The 17,687-nt window shown below is 60.6% G+C and carries 15 protein-coding genes and 1 pseudogene; 4 read left to right on the top strand and 12 right to left on the bottom strand.

Going from position 1 to position 17,687, the window contains the following annotated elements; all coding sequences use genetic code 11:
- Positions 1-18 precede the first annotated feature (18 nt).
- The 4 genes and pseudogenes from RUI03_RS13920 to RUI03_RS13905 form a co-directional block, all read right to left on the bottom strand.
- Positions 19-576 carry a DUF2244 domain-containing protein gene (locus RUI03_RS13920; RefSeq protein ID WP_317288070.1) on the bottom strand — a complete coding sequence of 186 codons (558 nt, stop codon included), beginning with the start codon at positions 574-576 and terminating at the stop codon, positions 19-21.
- Between the two features lie 57 nt (positions 577-633).
- Positions 634-1,431: a hypothetical protein gene (locus tag RUI03_RS13915; RefSeq protein ID WP_317288069.1), complete on the bottom strand. Its 798-nt coding sequence runs from the start codon at positions 1,429-1,431 to the stop codon at positions 634-636.
- A gap of 95 nt (positions 1,432-1,526) precedes the next feature.
- A pseudogene (locus tag RUI03_RS13910) lies at positions 1,527-2,462 on the bottom strand (prephenate/arogenate dehydrogenase family protein); the annotation flags it as partial.
- An 82-nt stretch (positions 2,463-2,544) separates the two neighbouring features.
- Positions 2,545-3,315 (bottom strand): phosphatase PAP2 family protein, encoded by a 771-nt coding sequence (locus RUI03_RS13905; RefSeq protein WP_317288067.1) that lies wholly within the window; start codon positions 3,313-3,315, stop codon positions 2,545-2,547.
- A gap of 149 nt (positions 3,316-3,464) precedes the next feature.
- Between RUI03_RS13905 and RUI03_RS13900 the strand changes: the two genes are divergently transcribed.
- A complete protein-coding gene (locus RUI03_RS13900; RefSeq protein WP_317288066.1) occupies positions 3,465-4,142 on the top strand; it encodes a YitT family protein in 678 nt (225 codons plus the stop codon).
- A 47-nt stretch (positions 4,143-4,189) separates the two neighbouring features.
- Here RUI03_RS13900 and rplS read toward each other — a convergent pair whose 3' ends face one another.
- The 4 genes from rplS to RUI03_RS13880 form a co-directional block, all read right to left on the bottom strand.
- On the bottom strand, positions 4,190-4,612 hold the full coding sequence (gene rplS / locus RUI03_RS13895) for a 50S ribosomal protein L19 (protein ID WP_317288065.1): 423 nt from the start codon (positions 4,610-4,612) through the stop codon (positions 4,190-4,192).
- Positions 4,609-5,337, bottom strand: coding sequence for a tRNA (guanosine(37)-N1)-methyltransferase TrmD (gene trmD, locus RUI03_RS13890; protein WP_317288064.1), 729 nt, complete (start codon positions 5,335-5,337; stop codon positions 4,609-4,611). Before trmD ends, rplS begins: the two co-directional genes overlap by 4 nt.
- A gap of 51 nt (positions 5,338-5,388) precedes the next feature.
- Positions 5,389-6,672 carry a hypothetical protein gene (locus tag RUI03_RS13885; RefSeq protein ID WP_317288063.1) on the bottom strand — a complete coding sequence of 428 codons (1,284 nt, stop codon included), beginning with the start codon at positions 6,670-6,672 and terminating at the stop codon, positions 5,389-5,391.
- A 66-nt stretch (positions 6,673-6,738) separates the two neighbouring features.
- Positions 6,739-8,115: a hypothetical protein gene (locus tag RUI03_RS13880; RefSeq protein WP_317288062.1), complete on the bottom strand. Its 1,377-nt coding sequence runs from the start codon at positions 8,113-8,115 to the stop codon at positions 6,739-6,741.
- Between the two features lie 107 nt (positions 8,116-8,222).
- On the opposite strand from RUI03_RS13880, the gene RUI03_RS13875 reads away from it, so the two are divergent.
- The gene (locus RUI03_RS13875; RefSeq protein WP_317288061.1) at positions 8,223-9,257 is read left to right on the top strand and encodes an endonuclease/exonuclease/phosphatase family protein; all 1,035 of its coding nucleotides are present in this window, start codon (positions 8,223-8,225) and stop codon (positions 9,255-9,257) included.
- Here the strand turns inward: RUI03_RS13875 and RUI03_RS13870 are convergent.
- Positions 9,254-9,589, bottom strand: coding sequence for a zinc ribbon domain-containing protein YjdM (locus RUI03_RS13870; protein ID WP_317288060.1), 336 nt, complete (start codon positions 9,587-9,589; stop codon positions 9,254-9,256). The two genes, RUI03_RS13875 and RUI03_RS13870, sit on opposite strands and share 4 nt — an antisense overlap.
- Before the next feature lie 140 nt (positions 9,590-9,729).
- Here RUI03_RS13870 and RUI03_RS13865 point away from each other — a divergent pair, with 140 nt between their 5' ends.
- Complete coding sequence (locus RUI03_RS13865; protein WP_317288059.1) at positions 9,730-10,023, top strand: hypothetical protein; 294 nt, start codon at positions 9,730-9,732, stop codon at positions 10,021-10,023.
- Between the two features lie 305 nt (positions 10,024-10,328).
- The gene (locus RUI03_RS13860) at positions 10,329-13,082 is read left to right on the top strand and encodes a M16 family metallopeptidase (protein WP_410795959.1); all 2,754 of its coding nucleotides are present in this window, start codon (positions 10,329-10,331) and stop codon (positions 13,080-13,082) included.
- Positions 13,083-13,133: 51 nt separating this feature from the next.
- Here the strand turns inward: RUI03_RS13860 and holA are convergent, their stop codons facing one another.
- The 3 genes from holA to leuS are packed head-to-tail and all read right to left on the bottom strand — an operon-like array spanning position 13,134 to position 17,617.
- Entirely contained in the window at positions 13,134-14,195 is a 1,062-nt protein-coding gene (gene holA / locus RUI03_RS13855) for a DNA polymerase III subunit delta (RefSeq protein WP_317288057.1), read from the bottom strand.
- Entirely contained in the window at positions 14,192-14,803 is a 612-nt protein-coding gene (gene lptE / locus RUI03_RS13850) for an LPS assembly lipoprotein LptE (RefSeq protein ID WP_317288056.1), read from the bottom strand. The genes holA and lptE overlap by 4 nt, the downstream gene beginning before the upstream one ends.
- Entirely contained in the window at positions 14,804-17,617 is a 2,814-nt protein-coding gene (gene leuS / locus RUI03_RS13845; protein WP_317288055.1) for a leucine--tRNA ligase, read from the bottom strand.
- Between the last annotated feature and the right edge of the window lie 70 nt (positions 17,618-17,687).

Genomic DNA, 17,687 nt, shown 5'->3' with positions numbered 1-17,687 from the left:
CGGCGAGAAAAGTTTTGGTCAGGAAAAGACCGGGGCCCGATAGTCGCGTAGCGCCTTGTGCAGTGCGTCGCCCAGTTCCCCACGCTCCTTGGGGGACAGAAAGCTGCCAACGATCAATGTCCGGCCGTTCTGCACCAGCCGCAGCTGGCTTTCATGCTTGGCAGGCCTGTCGATGAGGACCTTCACCCAGACCGGCGACAGCTTCCACCGCGTCTCATGGCCTGAGGGCAGCACCCGCGATACCCACAGGGCATCCCCCGTCAGCATGATGCGCTCATGGCGTTTGCCCTGGGCATAGGACAGCTGAAACGCCAGCCAGACGATCAGAATGTCGACGCCGCAGAAGAACGCGACGGGCCAGGCGCCCATGGTCAGATACACCACTGCGTTGATGATATTGACGGCGATGACGAGGCCCATGACCTGCCGGAAGCCGCTCCAGGTCAGCGAGCGGTTAGGGTATAAAAGCGCATGAAACGCCATGTCGTCATCGGCCGCCACGGGGGCGAGCGTGTCTTTGCCTGCCTTCCCGGTCACGGTGGGCGGCATCGATTCAATGGCGATGGATCGGCTCATGGGCCGAATTTAGCGGGATGCCGCTGGCTGGCAATTGGCCACCGCGTCGCGGGCGGGTCAGCTTTTATCGAGCCACGCCGCATGGGACGTCCCGGACAGGACCTGCGCCACCTCGTCAAAGTTCGAGATTGACTGGGACAAGGGCGCCTTGCGCAGCTTCTTGTGCTCAAGGGTCAGGGGCACGGGGTCCACACCGATAAAGCGCTGCATCTCTTCCAAAGCTGCGCGCTGACCGGCTTCGTCGGCCGAAAAATAATCCTCGTAAAGAACGTTCATCACCGGGCCCTGATGGCGGCTGGCGCCCTCGCGGACCCAGTCATTTTCCCGGGCGATGAGGTCCAGTTCCGCCACAAGCCCGTCGGTGGGCAAGGCGAGGGCCGGCACTTCGCTTTTGTCATCACCGTCCTTGCGCGCCACCGTACCGGTCTGGCGCAGGGTCTCAGAGGACAGGTAGCGGGCAATCGTATTTTCGCGAAGCAATGTGATCAGATGAATATCGGCGCGGTCGGCGAGGTAATCCTCAAGACCCATCTTGTGAAAATTGCTCGCAAACTCCTTCAGGCCGATGGATTTGATGTCCTGGCGCCGACGATAATGGGTCGCCGCGCCGCGGCGCTTGCGGGAGAGGTAGGAAACAGCCTGCGCGGCGCGGAACGCCATGGGGTCGTCATAGAACCAGTCCAGATACCGGGCATTGCCATCAGGACCACTGAACCGGGGCCGGATATGCTTGCCGGGCAGGGTCCAGTCGCCAAGCACTTCGCCGTAATTCGTCACCTGAGGATGCTGGTTCAGAAGCTGGACAAAGGCATTACTGCCGCTGCGCCCATTGGTGTAGATCAGGTGTCGGTTCATAGGGTCCTGCACGTCGGGGTGGGCTTCAGGCATGGTTTCAGTCGGACGTCGCGGCCCGATCACAGCTATCTGGCCGCAATCGGTCTAAATCAACGTTAAGAGCCGTCACTTCCGCGGCGGCCGAAATCTGTCGTCGGGCTTTCCTGTCCCGCTTCGATGATCTGGCGGCGGATGGCGCGGGTGCGGGAGAAGAGACTGTGCAACGCTTCCCCATCGCCCCAGCGGATGGCCCGCTGCAGAGACGACAGGTCCTCGCTGAACCGCCCCAGCATCTCCAGCACAGCATCCTTGTTGGTCAGGAAGATATCCCGCCACATGTCGGGATCGGAGGCAGCAATGCGGGTGAAGTCACGAAAGCCCCCGGCTGAGAACTTGATGACTTCACTGCGGGTCACCGTTTCCATATCGGCGGCCGTGCCAACGATATTATAGGCGATCAGGTGCGGAATGTGGGACGTGATGGCGAGGACCAGATCATGGTGCTGGGCGTCCATCACCTCGACCTTCGCGCCGCAAGCTTCCCAGAATTTGACGGTCGTTTCGACAGCGACAGCATCAGCTTCGGGCGGTGGCGTCAGGATGCACCAGCGATTGTCGAAGAGTTCGGCAAAGCCGGCTTCCGGCCCTGAATGCTCCGTCCCGGCTACCGGGTGGGACGGGACAAAGTGCACGCCGTCGGGCAGGTGCGGGGCAACGGCATTGATGACCTCCCCCTTGACCGAGCCCACATCTGTCACGATCGATCCGGGTTTGAGGTGCGGCGCCATCTCGGCGGCCAGTCGCCCGAATGTGCCCACCGGGGTGCACAGAACCACCAGATCCGCGTCCTTCACCGCCTCGGCAACGGTGGGAACCGCACTGTCCAGAAAACCGAGCTTAAGAGCAGTCGCGCGCGTGGCTTCGCTGCGTGCGGTGCCCACAATATGGCCAGCCAGCGCACTGCGTTTAATGGCATGCGCAAGAGACGAGCCGATCAGGCCAAGGCCGATCAGGGCGACGCGCTCAAAATGCGGCTCATTCATATCGGTATCGGTCTTCGGCTAATGGCCGCCCCCAGGGCAGGAACGCCTCCTTATTGGCGGAGAACGACGCCAGAGCAAGGGGCGCTGGCGTTCAGTCCGTCGGTTCTGCCTGTTGCCGGGTCGACCGCCATCGGCGCAGGCCCCATCCAATGACCCACCACAGGGAGGCCCATGCCGCACCAAAGCTCCATCCCGCCAGCACATCAGTCGGCCAGTGTACGCCCAGATAGACCCGGCTGCAGCCGACAAGAACGGTGATGAGCACCGCATAACCCATCAACATGAACCGCAGGCGCTTGCTGTCATGGGACTGGGCCAGAAGCACGCCGAGGGTCAGATAGCTGACGGCAGACAGCATGGAGTGCCCTGAGGGAAAGCTGGCGCTTGTGGCGTCCACGAGATGCGGGACAAGATCGGGGCGATCTCGGCCAAAGAACATCTTCAGCATCGTGCTCATCAGCGTGCCGGACAGGACGGCGAAGATCGTCAGAAAGGCGCTCTGGATCCGCCGTGTCGCGAGGAGATAGAAGAACACCATCGCCATCAGCAGCGTCAGCACGGAGTAGCCGCCCAACGCCGTGATATCGGCCATCCCCTCCACCAGCCAATGCGGTCCGATGGGCTGGGACAGGTCGCCGCTATTGCGCAGGGCCAGCATGACGGAGCGGTCGATGCTGGCAAATTCGCCTTCCTGCATTTCATCTGCAATCATGAGGAAAGCGAGTAATCCCAAGGCGACGCCGGCAATGCCGATAATGGCACCGATCTCCCGCATGGCGATGCCGGCAATCTGGCCCGGATGCTCCTTGAGCGGGCGGTCATCACTGGTCGGGGCGGAACTTTGCGCGTCAGGACTGGTCATGAGGGCCAATATGGCGTTTTAAGGCGAGATGGCGAGAACGACCGGCGTCCGACCAACGAGACCCCGGCGTCCCGCTGTGGCCTTGGGAGGCGACATTCAGCTGTAAAACGCCAAATGGCGTGTTCACCCTGCATTTGAGGTCACCCGATTTGAACGACGCCGCATCACCCACCGTTACCGAAAAGATGGCTGCCGACGAAACAAAGCAGCTGCATGGCCGCTGGCCGGCGCCGACTCGCAAGCACACACCGCTTGAGGACGCTCAGGCCATACTGTCCGGTACCGTGTTGTGCGCGCTGGGGGTGGGGATCCTGTCGGCAGCCGGGCTGTTGACCAATGGCGTTGCTGGCCTCGCGCTGATCGCTACCAAAGCCTTTGGGGTAGAGTTTGGTCCGGCCTTTTTCGTGATCAATCTGCCCTTTTACACGCTGGCTTTCCTGCGCATGGGATGGGGGCTGTCGATCAAGACATTCCTCGCCGTGATTTCGCTGACGGTCCTGACGACGATACAGCCGCAGGTGCTCGAAATCGGCGATGTTCATCCCCTGGCCGGGGCGGTGGTGGCCGGCCTTCTGATCGGAGCGGGACTGCTTGTTCTTTTCCGGCATCGCACGACGATTGGCGGCGTCGGCATTCTGGCCGTCTTTCTCGAAGACAAGATGGGGATCCGCGCAGCCTACACGATGTATGCGACGGACACCTTCATTCTGGCACTGGCCTTCACGGTCGCGGACGTGAAGACCGTCATCTATTCGGTGATCGGCGCCATTGTTCTGAACGGCATCCTCGCAATCAATCACCGCAAGGACCGGTACATCGCGCAATAAAAAAGGCGCCCCAAAGGGCGCCTTGATTGTATCGGCAGAGCCAGAGCCTATTCGGCGCTCTTGGCTTTCTTGCCTTTGCTCTTCTTGGCGGCGCGCGCTTCAACACCCTTGCGGCTGTTGTCGACTTTTTCGGTGATCCGAGCCGATTTACCGCGACGCGTGCGCAGGTAGTACAGCTTGGCGCGACGCACCTTACCGCGGCGAACCACTTCAATGGCTTCGACCAGCGGGGAGTAGACCGGGAAAACCCGCTCGACGCCTTCGCCGAACGAAATCTTGCGGACGGTGAAGCTCTCGTTCAGGCCACGGCCGGAGCGGGCAATACAGACGCCTTCATAGGCCTGCAGGCGCTCACGGGTGCCTTCGCGAACTTTCACCTGGACGCGGAGCGTATCGCCCGCGGCAAAATCTGGGATGTCTTTGTTGAGCTCGGCAACGTGCTCAGCTTCGAGCTGTTCAATCAGGTTCATGACGACTGATCGTCCTTTTTGTAATCGCCGGATTGGACCCAAGCCTCATAAAGGTCGGGTCGTCGCGCGCGCGTCAATTTAAGGGCTTCCTCCCGTCGCCATGCCGCGATCTTTCCATGATCGCCAGACAGCAATATTTCGGGGATGGCCCGGCCTTCAAACTCTCTCGGTCGCGTGTATTGAGGATATTCGAGAAGCCCCTGTTCGAAACTCTCATCCTCACGTGACGAAGGCGCGCCCAATACACCGGGGATCAGTCGCACGCAAGCCTCGATCATCGCCGCCGCCGCAATTTCCCCGCCGGCCAGAACGAAGTCGCCGATAGACACTTCCTCCAGCGCGCGACCGTCGATCACCCGCTGGTCGATCCCCTCGAACCGGCCGCACACAAACACCGCCCCGTTGCCGCGTGACAGGTCGTGGGCAAAGGCCTGGGTGAAGGGGCGCCCCCGCGGCGACATGACCAGCCGTGGCCGCGTATCCTGACCCAGACTGTCGATGGTTTTGGCAAGGATGTCGGCGCGCATCACCATGCCCGGACCGCCGCCAGCGGGCGTGTCATCCACGGTGCTGTGTTTGTCGTCGGCAAAATCGCGCGGATTGACCGTCTCCAGCGCCCAATGGCCTGCCTGCAATCCGCGACCAAGCACGCCCGCGCCCAGAATGCCCGGCATGGCGTCGGGATAAAGCGTGATAATTGAGGCGGTCCAGGGCTGGTCGGTCATCGGGCGCATCTGGCCCAGACGCGCGGATCGGGCAAGTCCTCCGATGCCCGTTCAGTGGGCGCTGGGATCAATCTCACGGAAATAGTCCACAAAGCCCTTGGTCACATCCTCGCGGCTCCATTCAAACAGTCCTGCCAGGTCTTCGCCGATCAGCGGTTCCCACCGGGCGGATGAGCGTTCGAACTCGATGGTCATGTCTTTCTCATAGTCCTGCGCCACGGCGTTGAGCGTGTCGGCGAGCGGACTGTTCGGCATGTTCAGTGCACGCTGGAAACGCTGGGCACTGACGGTAAAGCGGCAGGTCTGGCGCTTCTTGCCGCCTTTGCACCGAGCGTCCTTGACCCCGACCACGGCAAAATTCTGGCGCGGAATGGTGAACAGCGCCGGCGCCAGTTCGTTGAAGGTAATGTACCGATAGCCGGACAGGGAATGCTCGACGACGAACCGCGATCCGTTGTCGCGGACATCGAGTTCGGGCGCGGCATCGTGCACGGCCAGAACAAGGGCGCGGTGAATGATCTTGTCCGACGGGGTCTCGACATCGTGTCGCTCAGTCCGCCACGCTGCCAGCCGTTTGCAGATATCAGCCTTGTCGCGGGCGTCGAAAAACGCGGCCTTCAGAAGGGCGTTGTCCCGTTTGACCGGCGCGCAGGCCGGGACCGCGCAATCGCCTGTCTGTGCGCAGCCCGGTTCTTTTTCGATCTGCGCTGCGACGGCCTGGGGGTCCTCAATGCCGATGCTCGCCATGTCGAATGTTCCGCGTCCGGCAAGCGCCCGCAGGATATCGAGTGAGGCATCCTTTTTCAGCAGACGGTTTTCAACCGTGCCCCAATCACCGACAATGTCCGCCGAATCCTTTGGGCGTTTTTCCGTCACGAGATATTGCGCCGCCTGCGGATTGAACAGGGTTGCGACCCGTTTGATCTCAACGCCGTTCTTCACCACCTCCACCTGCAGCAGTCGCTGCCCCTCATGTACGATGGAGAGGAGTTCCCGGTTCTCCCCCGTAGGAACACCAGCGACGACGATATGCCCATTGGCCGCCAGCGCACAGCCAAGATCAGTCTTGCTGCCGGGCAGTTTTAGCTGGAACGGTTGAGTTTCGGCGGTATCCGACTTTTCGTCCGGACACGGCCGATAGAAGGTCGCACGCTGGTCGGCATAGACATTATCGATCAGCTGCCGCCGCAGTTCCGGTGACCAATCCGCCGTCATGGCCGCGAAATCCGTATCGCTGAGTGACGAAGGAATTTCTGTGGTGCGCGGTGCGTCTGCCTTGCCGCAGCCGTATAGAGCGCCAATACTGGCGATAAGGGGTAGAACGAAACGCTTCATGATGGCCTCTCTTCCGAGATCACTATGACCGGCCCCATGGCCAAGATCAAATATGGTCTCCAGCGGTCAGGCGTCCGTTTTCTTGAACAGGCGCATGACCTGGGCCGCCAACCACAGAATGGCGAGACGGTAGAAAATGAAGCAGACAATGCCGAGAGCGATGAAGGTGAGAAAAGCATTCAGCTTTGGCCATTCCAGTGGCCAGACTTCCATGTCGGCTTTGCCGATCCGTAGGCGGATTTCCTCAGCGCTCATGCTGTAATAGGCTTCGACGGCTTCCCGCTGGTCCGGCTTCGCAAGATCCTCTTCGGTCTCTTCGCGCGCCTCACTGGCGGCGTTGCGCAGGACGGCGGTCATGGCAAAAACAGCAATCAGGACGCCCACGAGGATCGTCGCCGCACCGGTATACGCCTGGATATCGGAAAGATCCCCAGCCGCGAACATCGCGTCGAGGACTTCCAGAAATCCTTCAACCAGCCGATAGATGAAGCTGTCTACATCGTGGGGCACGACGATCGCCCCGGACAGGGCGTCGCTGAGGTCCTGAAACAGCATCTGATCCAGTCGCGCAAAGCCGGCATCCCGCAGAAACAGGTTCTGAATGCGCATGAGATAGCAGGCGATATAGGCCTGCAGCGCTGCGCCAAGCATGACGAGAAAGAATGGGGCGAATACTTCAAAGCCGCGCCGCGGATCGTCGCTATAGACATTGGGTGTCAGTCGCAGGCGGTGGTCTTCATCACTCAGCCGGTAAAGCACGATGGCCAAACCGATCAGCAGGCCGAAGAAGGCCATGAGGAGTGATGTTTCGATCGTCACGGCCAGATAGGCGAGGCCACTGAACACAAGGTTCGGCATGACGCCCGGGCCGGGACGGGTGGCGCTATCGCCCAAAATGGCGGCGACGGACCAGTCGATTTCATGGACAAAGTCTTCCTCGCCCACGCCCACCCCCAACTCTCCTGACAGAAGGGGACGCGCAACAACTTCGATAAAGTCCCAGGTCCCAAACGACAGACCGATGACAAGGAAGAAAAGACCAAAAGGCAGGGTCGCACCCCAGATTTCGTCAAGCAGGCCTTGGGCATCTTCTGTCGTGGCTGGCGTCCAGTCCCGATGGGCCAGCATGTGCCGGTCGGGCATCCGCAAGATGGTGCGGGTCAGGACGCGGCACGCCCGGAACGCGCAGAACAGGGCCCCGGGAAAAAACACGACCAGCGTCATGGACCAGCTGAGTGAGGGGACAAAGCCAACCTGTTTGATCAGCCCGTCTGGCGTCTGGTAACTGACGAAGGCGACGCCGGTCACGGCACTGGCCAGCACCAACACCAGGCCGACCACGAGACCGAACAGCATGACGTAAAGCGGATTTGCGGTCCAAAGGGCGCGGTAAAGCCGGGTCGGCAGCGCCGGCTTTCGCGCGATCGGTTCAGTCTGTGACAAAGGCATTTCCCCCGCGTGCCAGTCCTGACAGTCGGGAAAGCCTACAATGCTGCGCGCGCTTGCGCTACACAGGCGCGAAGAGGATAGGATGAGGGCGGATCGTCGAAATGAAAAAATGGGCATTGGGCCTGGTGCTGCTCTGCGCGGCGGGTGTCGGCTTGGTCAGCTGCATGACGCCGCCTGACCGCGTATGGCAGCGGCCCAGCAGCGGTTCGACGGTGCCTGCGACCGAGACGATTTCTGTCCTGACCTGGAATCTTGGCTATGGCGGTCTTGGTGCACAGAGCGATTTCGTCGCTGATGGCGGGGAGAATGTCCTGCCGCCTTCCCGATCTGTTGTTGGCCAGAACGTTAAACGGATCGTATCGGAACTGCAAAATACCGATGTTGATATCTTCCTTCTGCAGGAGCTGGCACGTCCTTCTCCCGTCAATTGGTGGACGGATGTTCTGGGCACGGTCGATCGGACCTTGGACGCTTACGATCGCCTGTTCTATGCCGACCTCTATACGCGATGGAACCCGCCGCCCTTCCGGTTCAGTCACGGCCTTGGCGTTTACAGCCGCATGACCGCCAGCGAGGCGGAAGTCGTTCCTCTGCCGCTGGAGGAAAAAGACATCCTGCCCGGTACAAAGCGGCAATATGGATTGCTCGTCACCCGCCTCGTCCCCAAAAAGCCCTGCGGCCCGCACTGGACGATCATCGACCTGCACCTATCGGCATTCGATGAAAGCGCAGGCTTGCGTCACGCGCAGCTGGAAAAGGTGATGCAGTTTGCGACGGCGGAATATGCCAAGGGCCGGCACGTGATCCTTGGCGGCGACTGGAACCTGCTGCTGGTCAAGACGGATTTTCCGCACACAACGAAAGAGAAAGACCTCTTCTGGATCCACGACTTCCCGGCTGACAGCCTGCCGCCCGGCTGGCGTATCGCCGCCGATGACCGGGTGCCGTCGGTCCGTACCAATGAGAAGCCTTATGTACGCGGCGAGAATTTCCGCGGCGTCATTGACGGATTCGTCGTTTCCCCGAATGTGCGCATCGACAATGTCTTCGCGCGGGACACTGATTTCTCAGCAACGGATCACCAGCCTGTCCAGGGCATTTTTCATGCCGATGTGCAGTGTGGGGACGAAACCTAGGCCTTCTTCACAAACATGGATTTCAGCTTCATGGCGCCGACACCCTCGATCTTGCAGTCGATGTCGTGGTCGCCCTGCACGAGGCGGATATTCTTCACCCGCGTCCCGACCTTCACCACCTGCGACGTCCCTTTGATCTTCAAATCCTTGATCACGACGACGGTGTCACCATCGGTCAGAAGATTGCCATTCGCGTCCTTGTAGACGGGCTCGTCCGTTGCCGATGGTTCGGCCGCTGACCACTCCTGCGCGCATTCCGGACAGACGAACATCGCCCCGTCCTCATAGGTATAGGGGGAGGCGCAGTTGGGACAGGGCGGGAGGTCGGCCATGATCATTCCTTGAAAGCTCAAGACGCCATGCGCCGCTCCATCACCGCTGTCGAGGTGTCACGCAAGCGTCATTAACCATTCATTGACCAAACCTTACAGGCTGTTTAGCGTTCGTGTGGGCAACATTTTGAGGGCATCCCATGGGTATTCTTTTCCGCGCGAGCGGCAAGCTGCTGGCGACGGCGATTGTAGCGCTTGGCATTTTCATCCTGTCATTCATGTTCTGGCCGAAGGGCATTCTATGGCTGCAGGATGGTGCGGCGTGGTTCGTCGACACGGTTCGTACACCGGGCTTTCTCGATGAGAAGGCGACCGTACTGTATCGCACATTCGTCAATGACAGCACGGTGCTTGGTATTCTCGTCACAGCCATTGCGCGTCTCGTGGTGGAAATAGTGGCCTTCGTATTTGGCCGCGTCGGGGTCGGCCGCTAGGCCAATCGTAGATCCTCGATCTTTCGAAAGAGCCTGACGCCCAGACCGGCGCCAGGCTCTTTCTCCAATATGGGATCGGTCCCGGGGGAGAGTGGGACTGAACTAGGGTTACCCCCCATACTGGCGACGAAACGCTGAGCGATCCGCCAAAACCCAGGCTAGTTTGCCTTCTTCACCCCCGTCAACGCCAAGGTGAACATCTGTTCAAACGCGTCGTGCGGCGTCGCGTCAGTATTGACTATCGATAAAGCCGGGACCAGTCTCCGCCGCAACTATTCAGCCGCTGGAGATATTGACCGATGAAAATGAAGCGCCTTCTGGCCGCCGCCATGCTCGCGACCGCGCCCGTTGCCCTCGCAACCGCGCCTGTCGCGATGGCGCAGTCGAGCGAAGTGTCTATTCCATTTGAGAAATTCACACTCGACAATGGCCTTCGCGTCGTTGTGCATGAAGACCGCAAGGCACCGCTCGTTGCCGTTTCCATCTGGTACCACGTGGGGTCCAAGGATGAGCCTGAAGGAAAGACAGGCTTCGCGCACCTCTTTGAACATCTGATGTTCAACGGCTCGGAGAATTATGACGATGAATGGTTCGGTCCGCTCGAAGATGTCGGCGCAACCGACCTCAACGGGACGACCTGGTTCGACCGTACCAACTATTTCCAGACCGTGCCGACCCCGGCGCTGGAACGCGTCCTGTGGATGGAATCGGACCGGATGGGTCACCTGCTCGGAGCCGTGACGCAGGACAAGCTCGATGAACAGCGCGGCGTTGTTCAGAACGAAAAGCGCCAGGGCGACAACCAGCCCTATGGCCGCATGGAATATGCCGTCCTCGACGGCCTGCTGCCCGAAGGTCATCCCTACAGCCACTCCACCATCGGCTCGATGGAGGATCTTGATGCGGCATCGCTCGAGGATGTGAAGAGCTGGTTCAAGGAATATTACGGCGCTGCCAATGCGGTCCTCGTCATCGCTGGCGATATCGATGCGGCCACAGCCAAGCCGCTGGTCGAGAAATATTTCGGCGACATCCCGGCTGGCCCGCCACTCTCGCGCGCTAAATCCAACGCGCCAAAGCTCGACACCAACAAATACGAGATCATGTATGATCAGGTGCCGCAGCCGCGCATGGACCGGAACTGGGTCGCCCCGGGTCGCGCCACCAAAGAAGCGACCCTGCTGGACCTCGCGGCCAAGGTGCTGGGCGGCGGCAAGACCTCCCGTCTCTACAAACACTTTATCGACGACCTTCAGGTCGCGACCTCTGCATCTGCCAACAACCAGTGGCAGGAGCTGATGAGCTTCTACTCTGTCACCGTCGACCCCAAGGCCGATGCGGATCTCGACATGGTCGAATCCGAGATGAACAAGGTCATCGCAGAGTTCCTCGCCAAGGGCATTACCAAGGAAGAGCTCGAGCGGGCAAAGACCGACTACAAGGCCGGGATCATCCGTGGTCTTGAGAAAGTTGGCGGCTTTGGCGGCAAGGCCGTGACCCTGGCGCAGGGTGAGCTCTATGCTGATGATGCGGCCTTCTATGCCAAACAGCTGTCGTGGATTGAGAACGCCACGCCAGAAGAAGTGATGGCGGTGGCGCGTGACGTCATGAAGGCCGGCTACTACCAGCTCAACGTCCTGCCGTATCCGGAATATTCGGTTTCCGAGTCCACCGTCGACCGGTCTACCGGTATCCCGGCCGTCGACTCGACCCCTGACCTCGTCTTCCCAGAGGTGCAGGAAACCACGCTGAAAAACGGCATGAAGCTGGTTTTCGCGAAGCGTGATGCGGTGCCGGTCGTCAACGTCGCGATCCAATTCGATGCGGGTTATGCAGCGGATGGCGTCGATGGTGGCAAGCTCGGCGTGGCTTCCTTTGCGGGCTCCATGCTTGATGAGGGCACGAAGAAACGCACCGCCTCCGACATTGCTGAAGAGCTTGAAAATTTGGGCGCCAATCTCGGCACCGGTTCCAGCCTCGACACGACGACCGTCACCTTGTCGGCGCTGAAAGAGAACCTGCGCTCCTCACTCGACATCATGGCGGATGTCGTCATGAACCCGGCCTTCAAGTCGGACGAAGTTGAAAAACTCCGTTCACGTTGGTTGGCCGGTATCGAGCAGGAGAAGGCCAACCCGGTCCAGATCGCACTGCGGGTCCTGCCCGGTGAGATCTACCCTGAAGGTCACGCCTATGGCGTGCCGTTCACGGGCTCCGGCACGACACAGTCGATCACTGACCTCAATCGCGGCGATCTGGTGAAGTTCCAGAACACTTGGCTGCGGCCGGACAATGCCACGGTCTTCGTTGTTGGTGACACGTCGCTGTCAGAGATCAAATCCGAACTCGACCGCGCCTTTGGCAACTGGAAGGCTCCTTCGAGCGCGTTGCCGAAAAAGGACGTAGGCGAAGTGACCCTGCCGGAAAAAGGCAAGGTCATCCTCGTCGACAAGCCCGGCGCGCCGCAGACGCTGATCCTTGCCGGTCACATTGCACCGCCGAGCGGGTCTGATGATGCCGAAGCGATCTCGGTCATGAACGACATTCTGGGCGGTCAGTTCTCCGCCCGGGTCAACATGAACCTGCGTGAGGACAAGGGTTGGGCCTATGGCGCCTATACCTTCCTTCAGGGTGCCCGGGGCCAGCGGCCATTCATGGTCTACGCGCCGGTCCAGACCGACAAGACCAAGGAGTCCGTGCAGGAGCTGGTCAAGGAGCTGAACGAGTATCGTACGACTCGTCCGGCAACGGAAGATGAGCTGCAGCGCGCAGTCATGAACAATGTCCGCTCACTGCCAGGGGCCTATGAGACCGCCAGCAGTGTGCTGGGCAGCCTGACCTCCAGCGCCCGCTATGGCCGCGCATGGGATTACCCGGCGTCGCTGACCGAGACCTATCAGTCCCTTGATCTTGATACGATCAAGGCTGCGGCTGATGAGGTGGTGCACCCAGACAGTCTCGTCTGGCTGATCGTCGGCGACCGCGAGGCCATCGAAGACGGGCTGAAAGAGCTCGACTTGGGTCCGATCACGGTCATGAAGGCCAGTGAACTCGAATAGGATCCTTCAGGGATCTGGAACAGGGCGGCTTCGGCCGCCCTTTTTTTTGGCCTAGCGCCGTCGCGCAGCATTCGCGCACAGGCTAATCAGCGTGCGTTCGATAATTTCCTGCTGGGGCAGACCGGTCGACTTGGCCTTCAGGTCGGCCTCGAACAGGGCGGCGACGGCCCCCTCAAGGTGCCGCAGGGGCCAACGGTTCAGATGGTCGAGAAATTCCTTCTGCTGACCATAGAATACGGGTGGCCGCAGCTTCTTGATGGCCGCGGCCGGAGCGTCCCCGTGACGGACCATCTGCTGCGCGGTGAGCAGGCGCAGGAAGCGCCCTTGGGCAATACGCAGGATAGCGATCGATGACACACCGGCACCGCCAGCGCGGAACATCGCCTCGGACAGCCCGCGAGTATCGCCGTCCAATGTGCGGTCAATTACGTCAAAGGTGGCATCTGCCGCGCTGTCAGTCAGGCATGCGCGCACGTCTTCGAGCGACAGTCGTGCCGGCGCACCGTCCCTGATCGACTTGGGGCCAACAAACAAGATGAGTTTCTCAACTTCTGCCCTCGTGATGCCGCGATCCTCACCCAGATGGGAGGCCAGCGCCATGGCGGCGTCATCATCCAGCGCGATGTCTTCTGCGGCCAGCAGGTCGCGCACCGATGCCATGACATCGCGCGTGTCCTCCGCATAACAGGGCAGGGCAATGGCGAGAGATGATGCCTCGCACGCCTTGCGCAGCGCATTGGTCTTTTTCAGGTCACCGCCCTCGATCACGACCAGCGCATTGGACTGCACGCGGCCCTCATCCAGCGCCTTGAGAAAAAAAGCCACGGCCTTGCCTGCGGCATCGCTCGACTGCCGGATACGGATCAGGCGCTCACCACCCATAAAGGACAGCGCCGCCGCTTCATCGGTCAGACGCCCGATTTCCGACAGGTCTGAATCGCCCAGTTCAATCGCGTTAAATGGATCGTTGAGATCCTCAACGATCTGCTTGCCGAGGATTTTTGCGCGCTCGCGGACAAGGCCATCATCTGGACCATAGATAAGCACGACAGGCTTGGACGCATCCCGCTTCTTCAAAAAAGCGGGCACGTCACGGGGTTTGAGCGCGGTCATGGAGTGGTCGGCGGAATCGTTTCGACGTCATCCACCACTTCGCCCTCATTCCGCAGATCTTCACCGACCAGCTCTTCGCCCATCACGTCGGGCAGCTGGACGGAGCCTGTGACCGGTGCCCGGTCCTTCAGATAAAGGGCTATGTCGAACTCGATCTTGCGGGCGAGCTCAATAGCCGCGCGGCGTTCGGCATCTTCACGACCCACGAGGGAAGCATATTGGCTCTCCACCACACCATAACTGACCGTGGTGCTCAGCGACTGGCGACGTTTGGCCCCGGTCTCGCCGTCAATCAAATTATAGGTCGCGAGAAGCGTGTAGTCATAGCGCCGGGTGGCCGCGGAAACGGTCACGACAACGGACCTGCGCTGATCACGAAGATCAATGGCCAATTGATACCGGCCATTGGCCTGGGCATCACCGGGGAGAGCATTGCGCAGCGCCTCGGCCAGATGCTGGCTCGGGGCAGCGGGACCGTTCAGTTCGACCAGATAGACGTCGCGCATGGCAGCGGCCACGCTCGTATCGCCCTCGACCGAATAAAGCGGTGTAAATCCGCACCCGGCGAGGGTGGCCGACAGGGCGAGCGCAGCTAGCGAACGGATCATTTATCCCACCACGATATTGACGATGCGTCCCGGCACCACGATCACTTTGCGGATTTGTTTGCCCTCCGTAAAGCGGGCAAGAGCAGGGTCGGCGAGGGTCAATTTCTCCACGGCGTCCTTGTCCGCATCGGCGGGCACGACCAGTTCACCGCGCTTCTTGCCGTTGACCTGCACCATCAGGGTCAGGGTGTCGGAGACGAGAAGGCTTTTGTCCCCCTCCGGCCACGGGGCGAGCGCGACGAGGCCATCTCCGCCCAGTTCAGCCCAGCACTCTTCGGCCAGATGCGGCATGAACGGCGCCACAAGGCGGGTCAGGGCGCTCAGCCCCTCGGCCGTGACGAACCGGTCCGCGTCGCTATCAGCTTTCAGGACTTTCAGCGCGTTGAGCAGTTCATAAAGGCGGGCAATCGCCTTGTTGAAGCGGAAATGCTCAATATCATCCGTGATGCCCAGAATGGCGCTGTGCACCGCCTTGCGGGTTGCCGCATGGGCATCGGTCAGGTCGGCGGGGGCAGGCGCCGGTGCGCCGGACAGAATGCCTTTGTGGGGGGTGACGAGGTCATAGACCCGGTTGGCAAAACGCCATGCGCCTTCCACCCCGGATTCCGTCCATTCCACGTCCCGCTCGGGCGGGGAATCGCTAAGCACAAAGAACTTGGCCGCATCCGCGCCATAGGTGTCCGCCATATGCATGGGGTCCACCACGTTCTTCTTGGACTTGGACATTTTTTCGATGGGAAGTTCAACCACAGGAGTCAAAACGCCAGCCTTGTCACGGCCTTGTCCCCACGGATAGCTAACAGTCCAAAGCCATTTTTCCGGTGGCGATTTAATGACGGGGTTGCTCGGGAGAAATTCGCAGTCACTCAAATCAAGGCCGGTGCCGCCTTGTAGCTTCAATTCGCTATAGTTGCCTCGGACAGATCGTTGCGCCGCAGCAACCCACGCTGCTTCGGCGCCCGCTTGGCCACCAAAATCCTGTACGCTCAGGTGCGCCTCGGTCTCAAACTTAGTAGGAACGGTCTTGAAAACGTCTTCAGGGCTGCACCATCGCCCAAGTGCATCCTTGAATGTTGCATGGGTCACCATCCCCTGCGTGAACAGGTTCTGGAACGGTTCATCCGTATCCAGATAGCCGCAATCCTTCATCATGCGCGCAAAATAGCGGGCATAGAGAAGGTGCAGGATGGCATGCTCGATCCCGCCAATATACTGGTCCACGGGCAGCCAACCGCTGGCTTCCGTCGCATCGTAAGGCTGGTCCAGCGCGCCGGAGGCAAAGCGGGCATAGTACCATGAGCTGTCAACGAAGGTGTCGAACGTGTCGGTTTCACGCCGCGCGGCCTTGCCGCATTCCGGGCACGGTACATTGCGCCAGTCGGCGCAGATATCCCGGTCCATCGGGTTGCCAGGCGTCTTGAACGCTTCGGCCGGCACGTCGGGCAGTTTGACGGGCAGCTGGTCTTTCGGCACCGGCACCACTCCGCAGGCCTCGCAATGGATAACCGGGATGGGACAGCCCCAATACCGCTGGCGTGATATGCCCCAGTCGCGCAGGCGGTACTGCGTCGTCCCCTGGCCCCAGCCCATTTTCTCGATCCTGGCGATCGCGGCGGGCAGGGCCTCATCCGTGGGCTGACCGTCGAGGAAGCCTGAATTGACCATCTTGCCGGGGCCGATATAGGCCTCTTCCCATCCGTCCGTGCCCGATCCGTCCGCCGGGTCGATGACGGGAATGATGGGCAGGTCGTATTTCTGGGCGAATTCAAAATCCCGCTGGTCGTGGGCCGGGCAGGCAAAGATCGCGCCCGTGCCGTACTGGATCAGGATAAAGTTCGCGACATAGACCGGCAGCTCCCGATCGTCGAAGGGGTGTTTCGCCGTCAGCGGCAGGCGATAGCCGCGCTTTTCTGCCTTCTCGATTGCTTCTTCGGATGTGCCCGCGGCCTGACATTCAGCAATGAATGTGGCGAGGGCCTCGTCATCCTTCGCATAATGCTTCGCCAGCGGATGATCGGGGGAGACCCCGAGGAAGCTCGCGCCGTACAGGGTGTCGGGGCGGGTGGTGTAGATTTCCAGCCCGTCCATCGGCGCATCACCGTTCAGCGGGAAGGTCATTTTCAGACCATTGGACTTGCCGATCCAGTTGCGCTGCATCTGTTTGACGTGCTCGGGCCAGCCATCGAGGCGACCGTCATCGAGCGCGGCGAGCAGGTCGTCGGCCCGGTCCGTGATCTTGAAGAACCATTGGGACAGGGTGCGGCGTTCAACGGGCGCGCCCGAGCGCCAGCCCTTGCCGTCGATGACCTGTTCGTTGGCGAGCACGGTCATGTCGACCGGGTCCCAGTTCACTTGCGCTTCCTTGCGTTCGACAAATCCGCGCTTCCAGAACTCAAGGAACATGGCCTGCTGCTGGCCGTAATATTCGGGGTCGCAGGTGGCGAGCTGGCGGCTCCAGTCGAGGCCCAGGCCCATGCGCTGCAGCTGGCCCTTCATCACGTCCATATTGGCGTAGGTCCAGGTGCCCGGGTGGCTGCCGGTCTGCATTGCTGCATTTTCTGCCGGCATGCCAAAGGCGTCAAAGCCCATGGGGTGCAGGACGTCGAACCCCTTGGCCCGTTTATAGCGCGCGATCACATCACCCATGGCGTAATTGCGCACATGGCCGATATGGATCTTGCCCGATGGGTAGGGGAACATCTCGAGGACGTAGTATTTCGGCCGGTCGCCGGAGAGCTTGGCTTCAAACGCCTTCTCTTCGTCCCAGCGCTTCTGCCAGCGCTGTTCGGCGTCCATCGGATTGTATCGAGCCATCGGTCTGCCCTGAATCTGGTCGTGATAGGTGAAGCGCCTTCATGGCGAAGGGCGCGGCAGGGGGCAAGAG

It is taken from the genome of Parvularcula sp. LCG005 (genome assembly GCF_032930845.1).
Lineage (GTDB): Bacteria > Pseudomonadota > Alphaproteobacteria > Caulobacterales > Parvularculaceae > Parvularcula.
This window is presented reverse-complemented; position numbering and strand designations above follow the sequence as displayed.

What these genes read in the sequence shown, in the direction of transcription:
- RUI03_RS13920 (WP_317288070.1), bottom strand. Translation starts at nt 576, where the DNA reads ATGAGCCGATCCATCGCCATTGAATCGATGCCGCCCACCGTGACCGGG.
- RUI03_RS13915 (WP_317288069.1), bottom strand. Translation starts at nt 1,431, where the DNA reads ATGAACCGACACCTGATCTACACCAATGGGCGCAGCGGCAGTAATGCC.
- RUI03_RS13905 (WP_317288067.1), bottom strand. Translation starts at nt 3,315, where the DNA reads ATGACCAGTCCTGACGCGCAAAGTTCCGCCCCGACCAGTGATGACCGC.
- rplS (WP_317288065.1), bottom strand. Translation starts at nt 4,612, where the DNA reads ATGAACCTGATTGAACAGCTCGAAGCTGAGCACGTTGCCGAGCTCAAC.
- trmD (WP_317288064.1), bottom strand. Translation starts at nt 5,337, where the DNA reads ATGACCGACCAGCCCTGGACCGCCTCAATTATCACGCTTTATCCCGAC.
- RUI03_RS13885 (WP_317288063.1), bottom strand. Translation starts at nt 6,672, where the DNA reads ATGAAGCGTTTCGTTCTACCCCTTATCGCCAGTATTGGCGCTCTATAC.
- RUI03_RS13875 (WP_317288061.1), top strand. Translation starts at nt 8,223, where the DNA reads ATGAAAAAATGGGCATTGGGCCTGGTGCTGCTCTGCGCGGCGGGTGTC.
- RUI03_RS13870 (WP_317288060.1), bottom strand. Translation starts at nt 9,589, where the DNA reads ATGGCCGACCTCCCGCCCTGTCCCAACTGCGCCTCCCCCTATACCTAT.
- RUI03_RS13865 (WP_317288059.1), top strand. Translation starts at nt 9,730, where the DNA reads ATGGGTATTCTTTTCCGCGCGAGCGGCAAGCTGCTGGCGACGGCGATT.
- RUI03_RS13860 (WP_410795959.1), top strand. Translation starts at nt 10,329, where the DNA reads ATGAAGCGCCTTCTGGCCGCCGCCATGCTCGCGACCGCGCCCGTTGCC.
- holA (WP_317288057.1), bottom strand. Translation starts at nt 14,195, where the DNA reads ATGACCGCGCTCAAACCCCGTGACGTGCCCGCTTTTTTGAAGAAGCGG.
- lptE (WP_317288056.1), bottom strand. Translation starts at nt 14,803, where the DNA reads ATGATCCGTTCGCTAGCTGCGCTCGCCCTGTCGGCCACCCTCGCCGGG.
- leuS (WP_317288055.1), bottom strand. Translation starts at nt 17,617, where the DNA reads ATGGCTCGATACAATCCGATGGACGCCGAACAGCGCTGGCAGAAGCGC.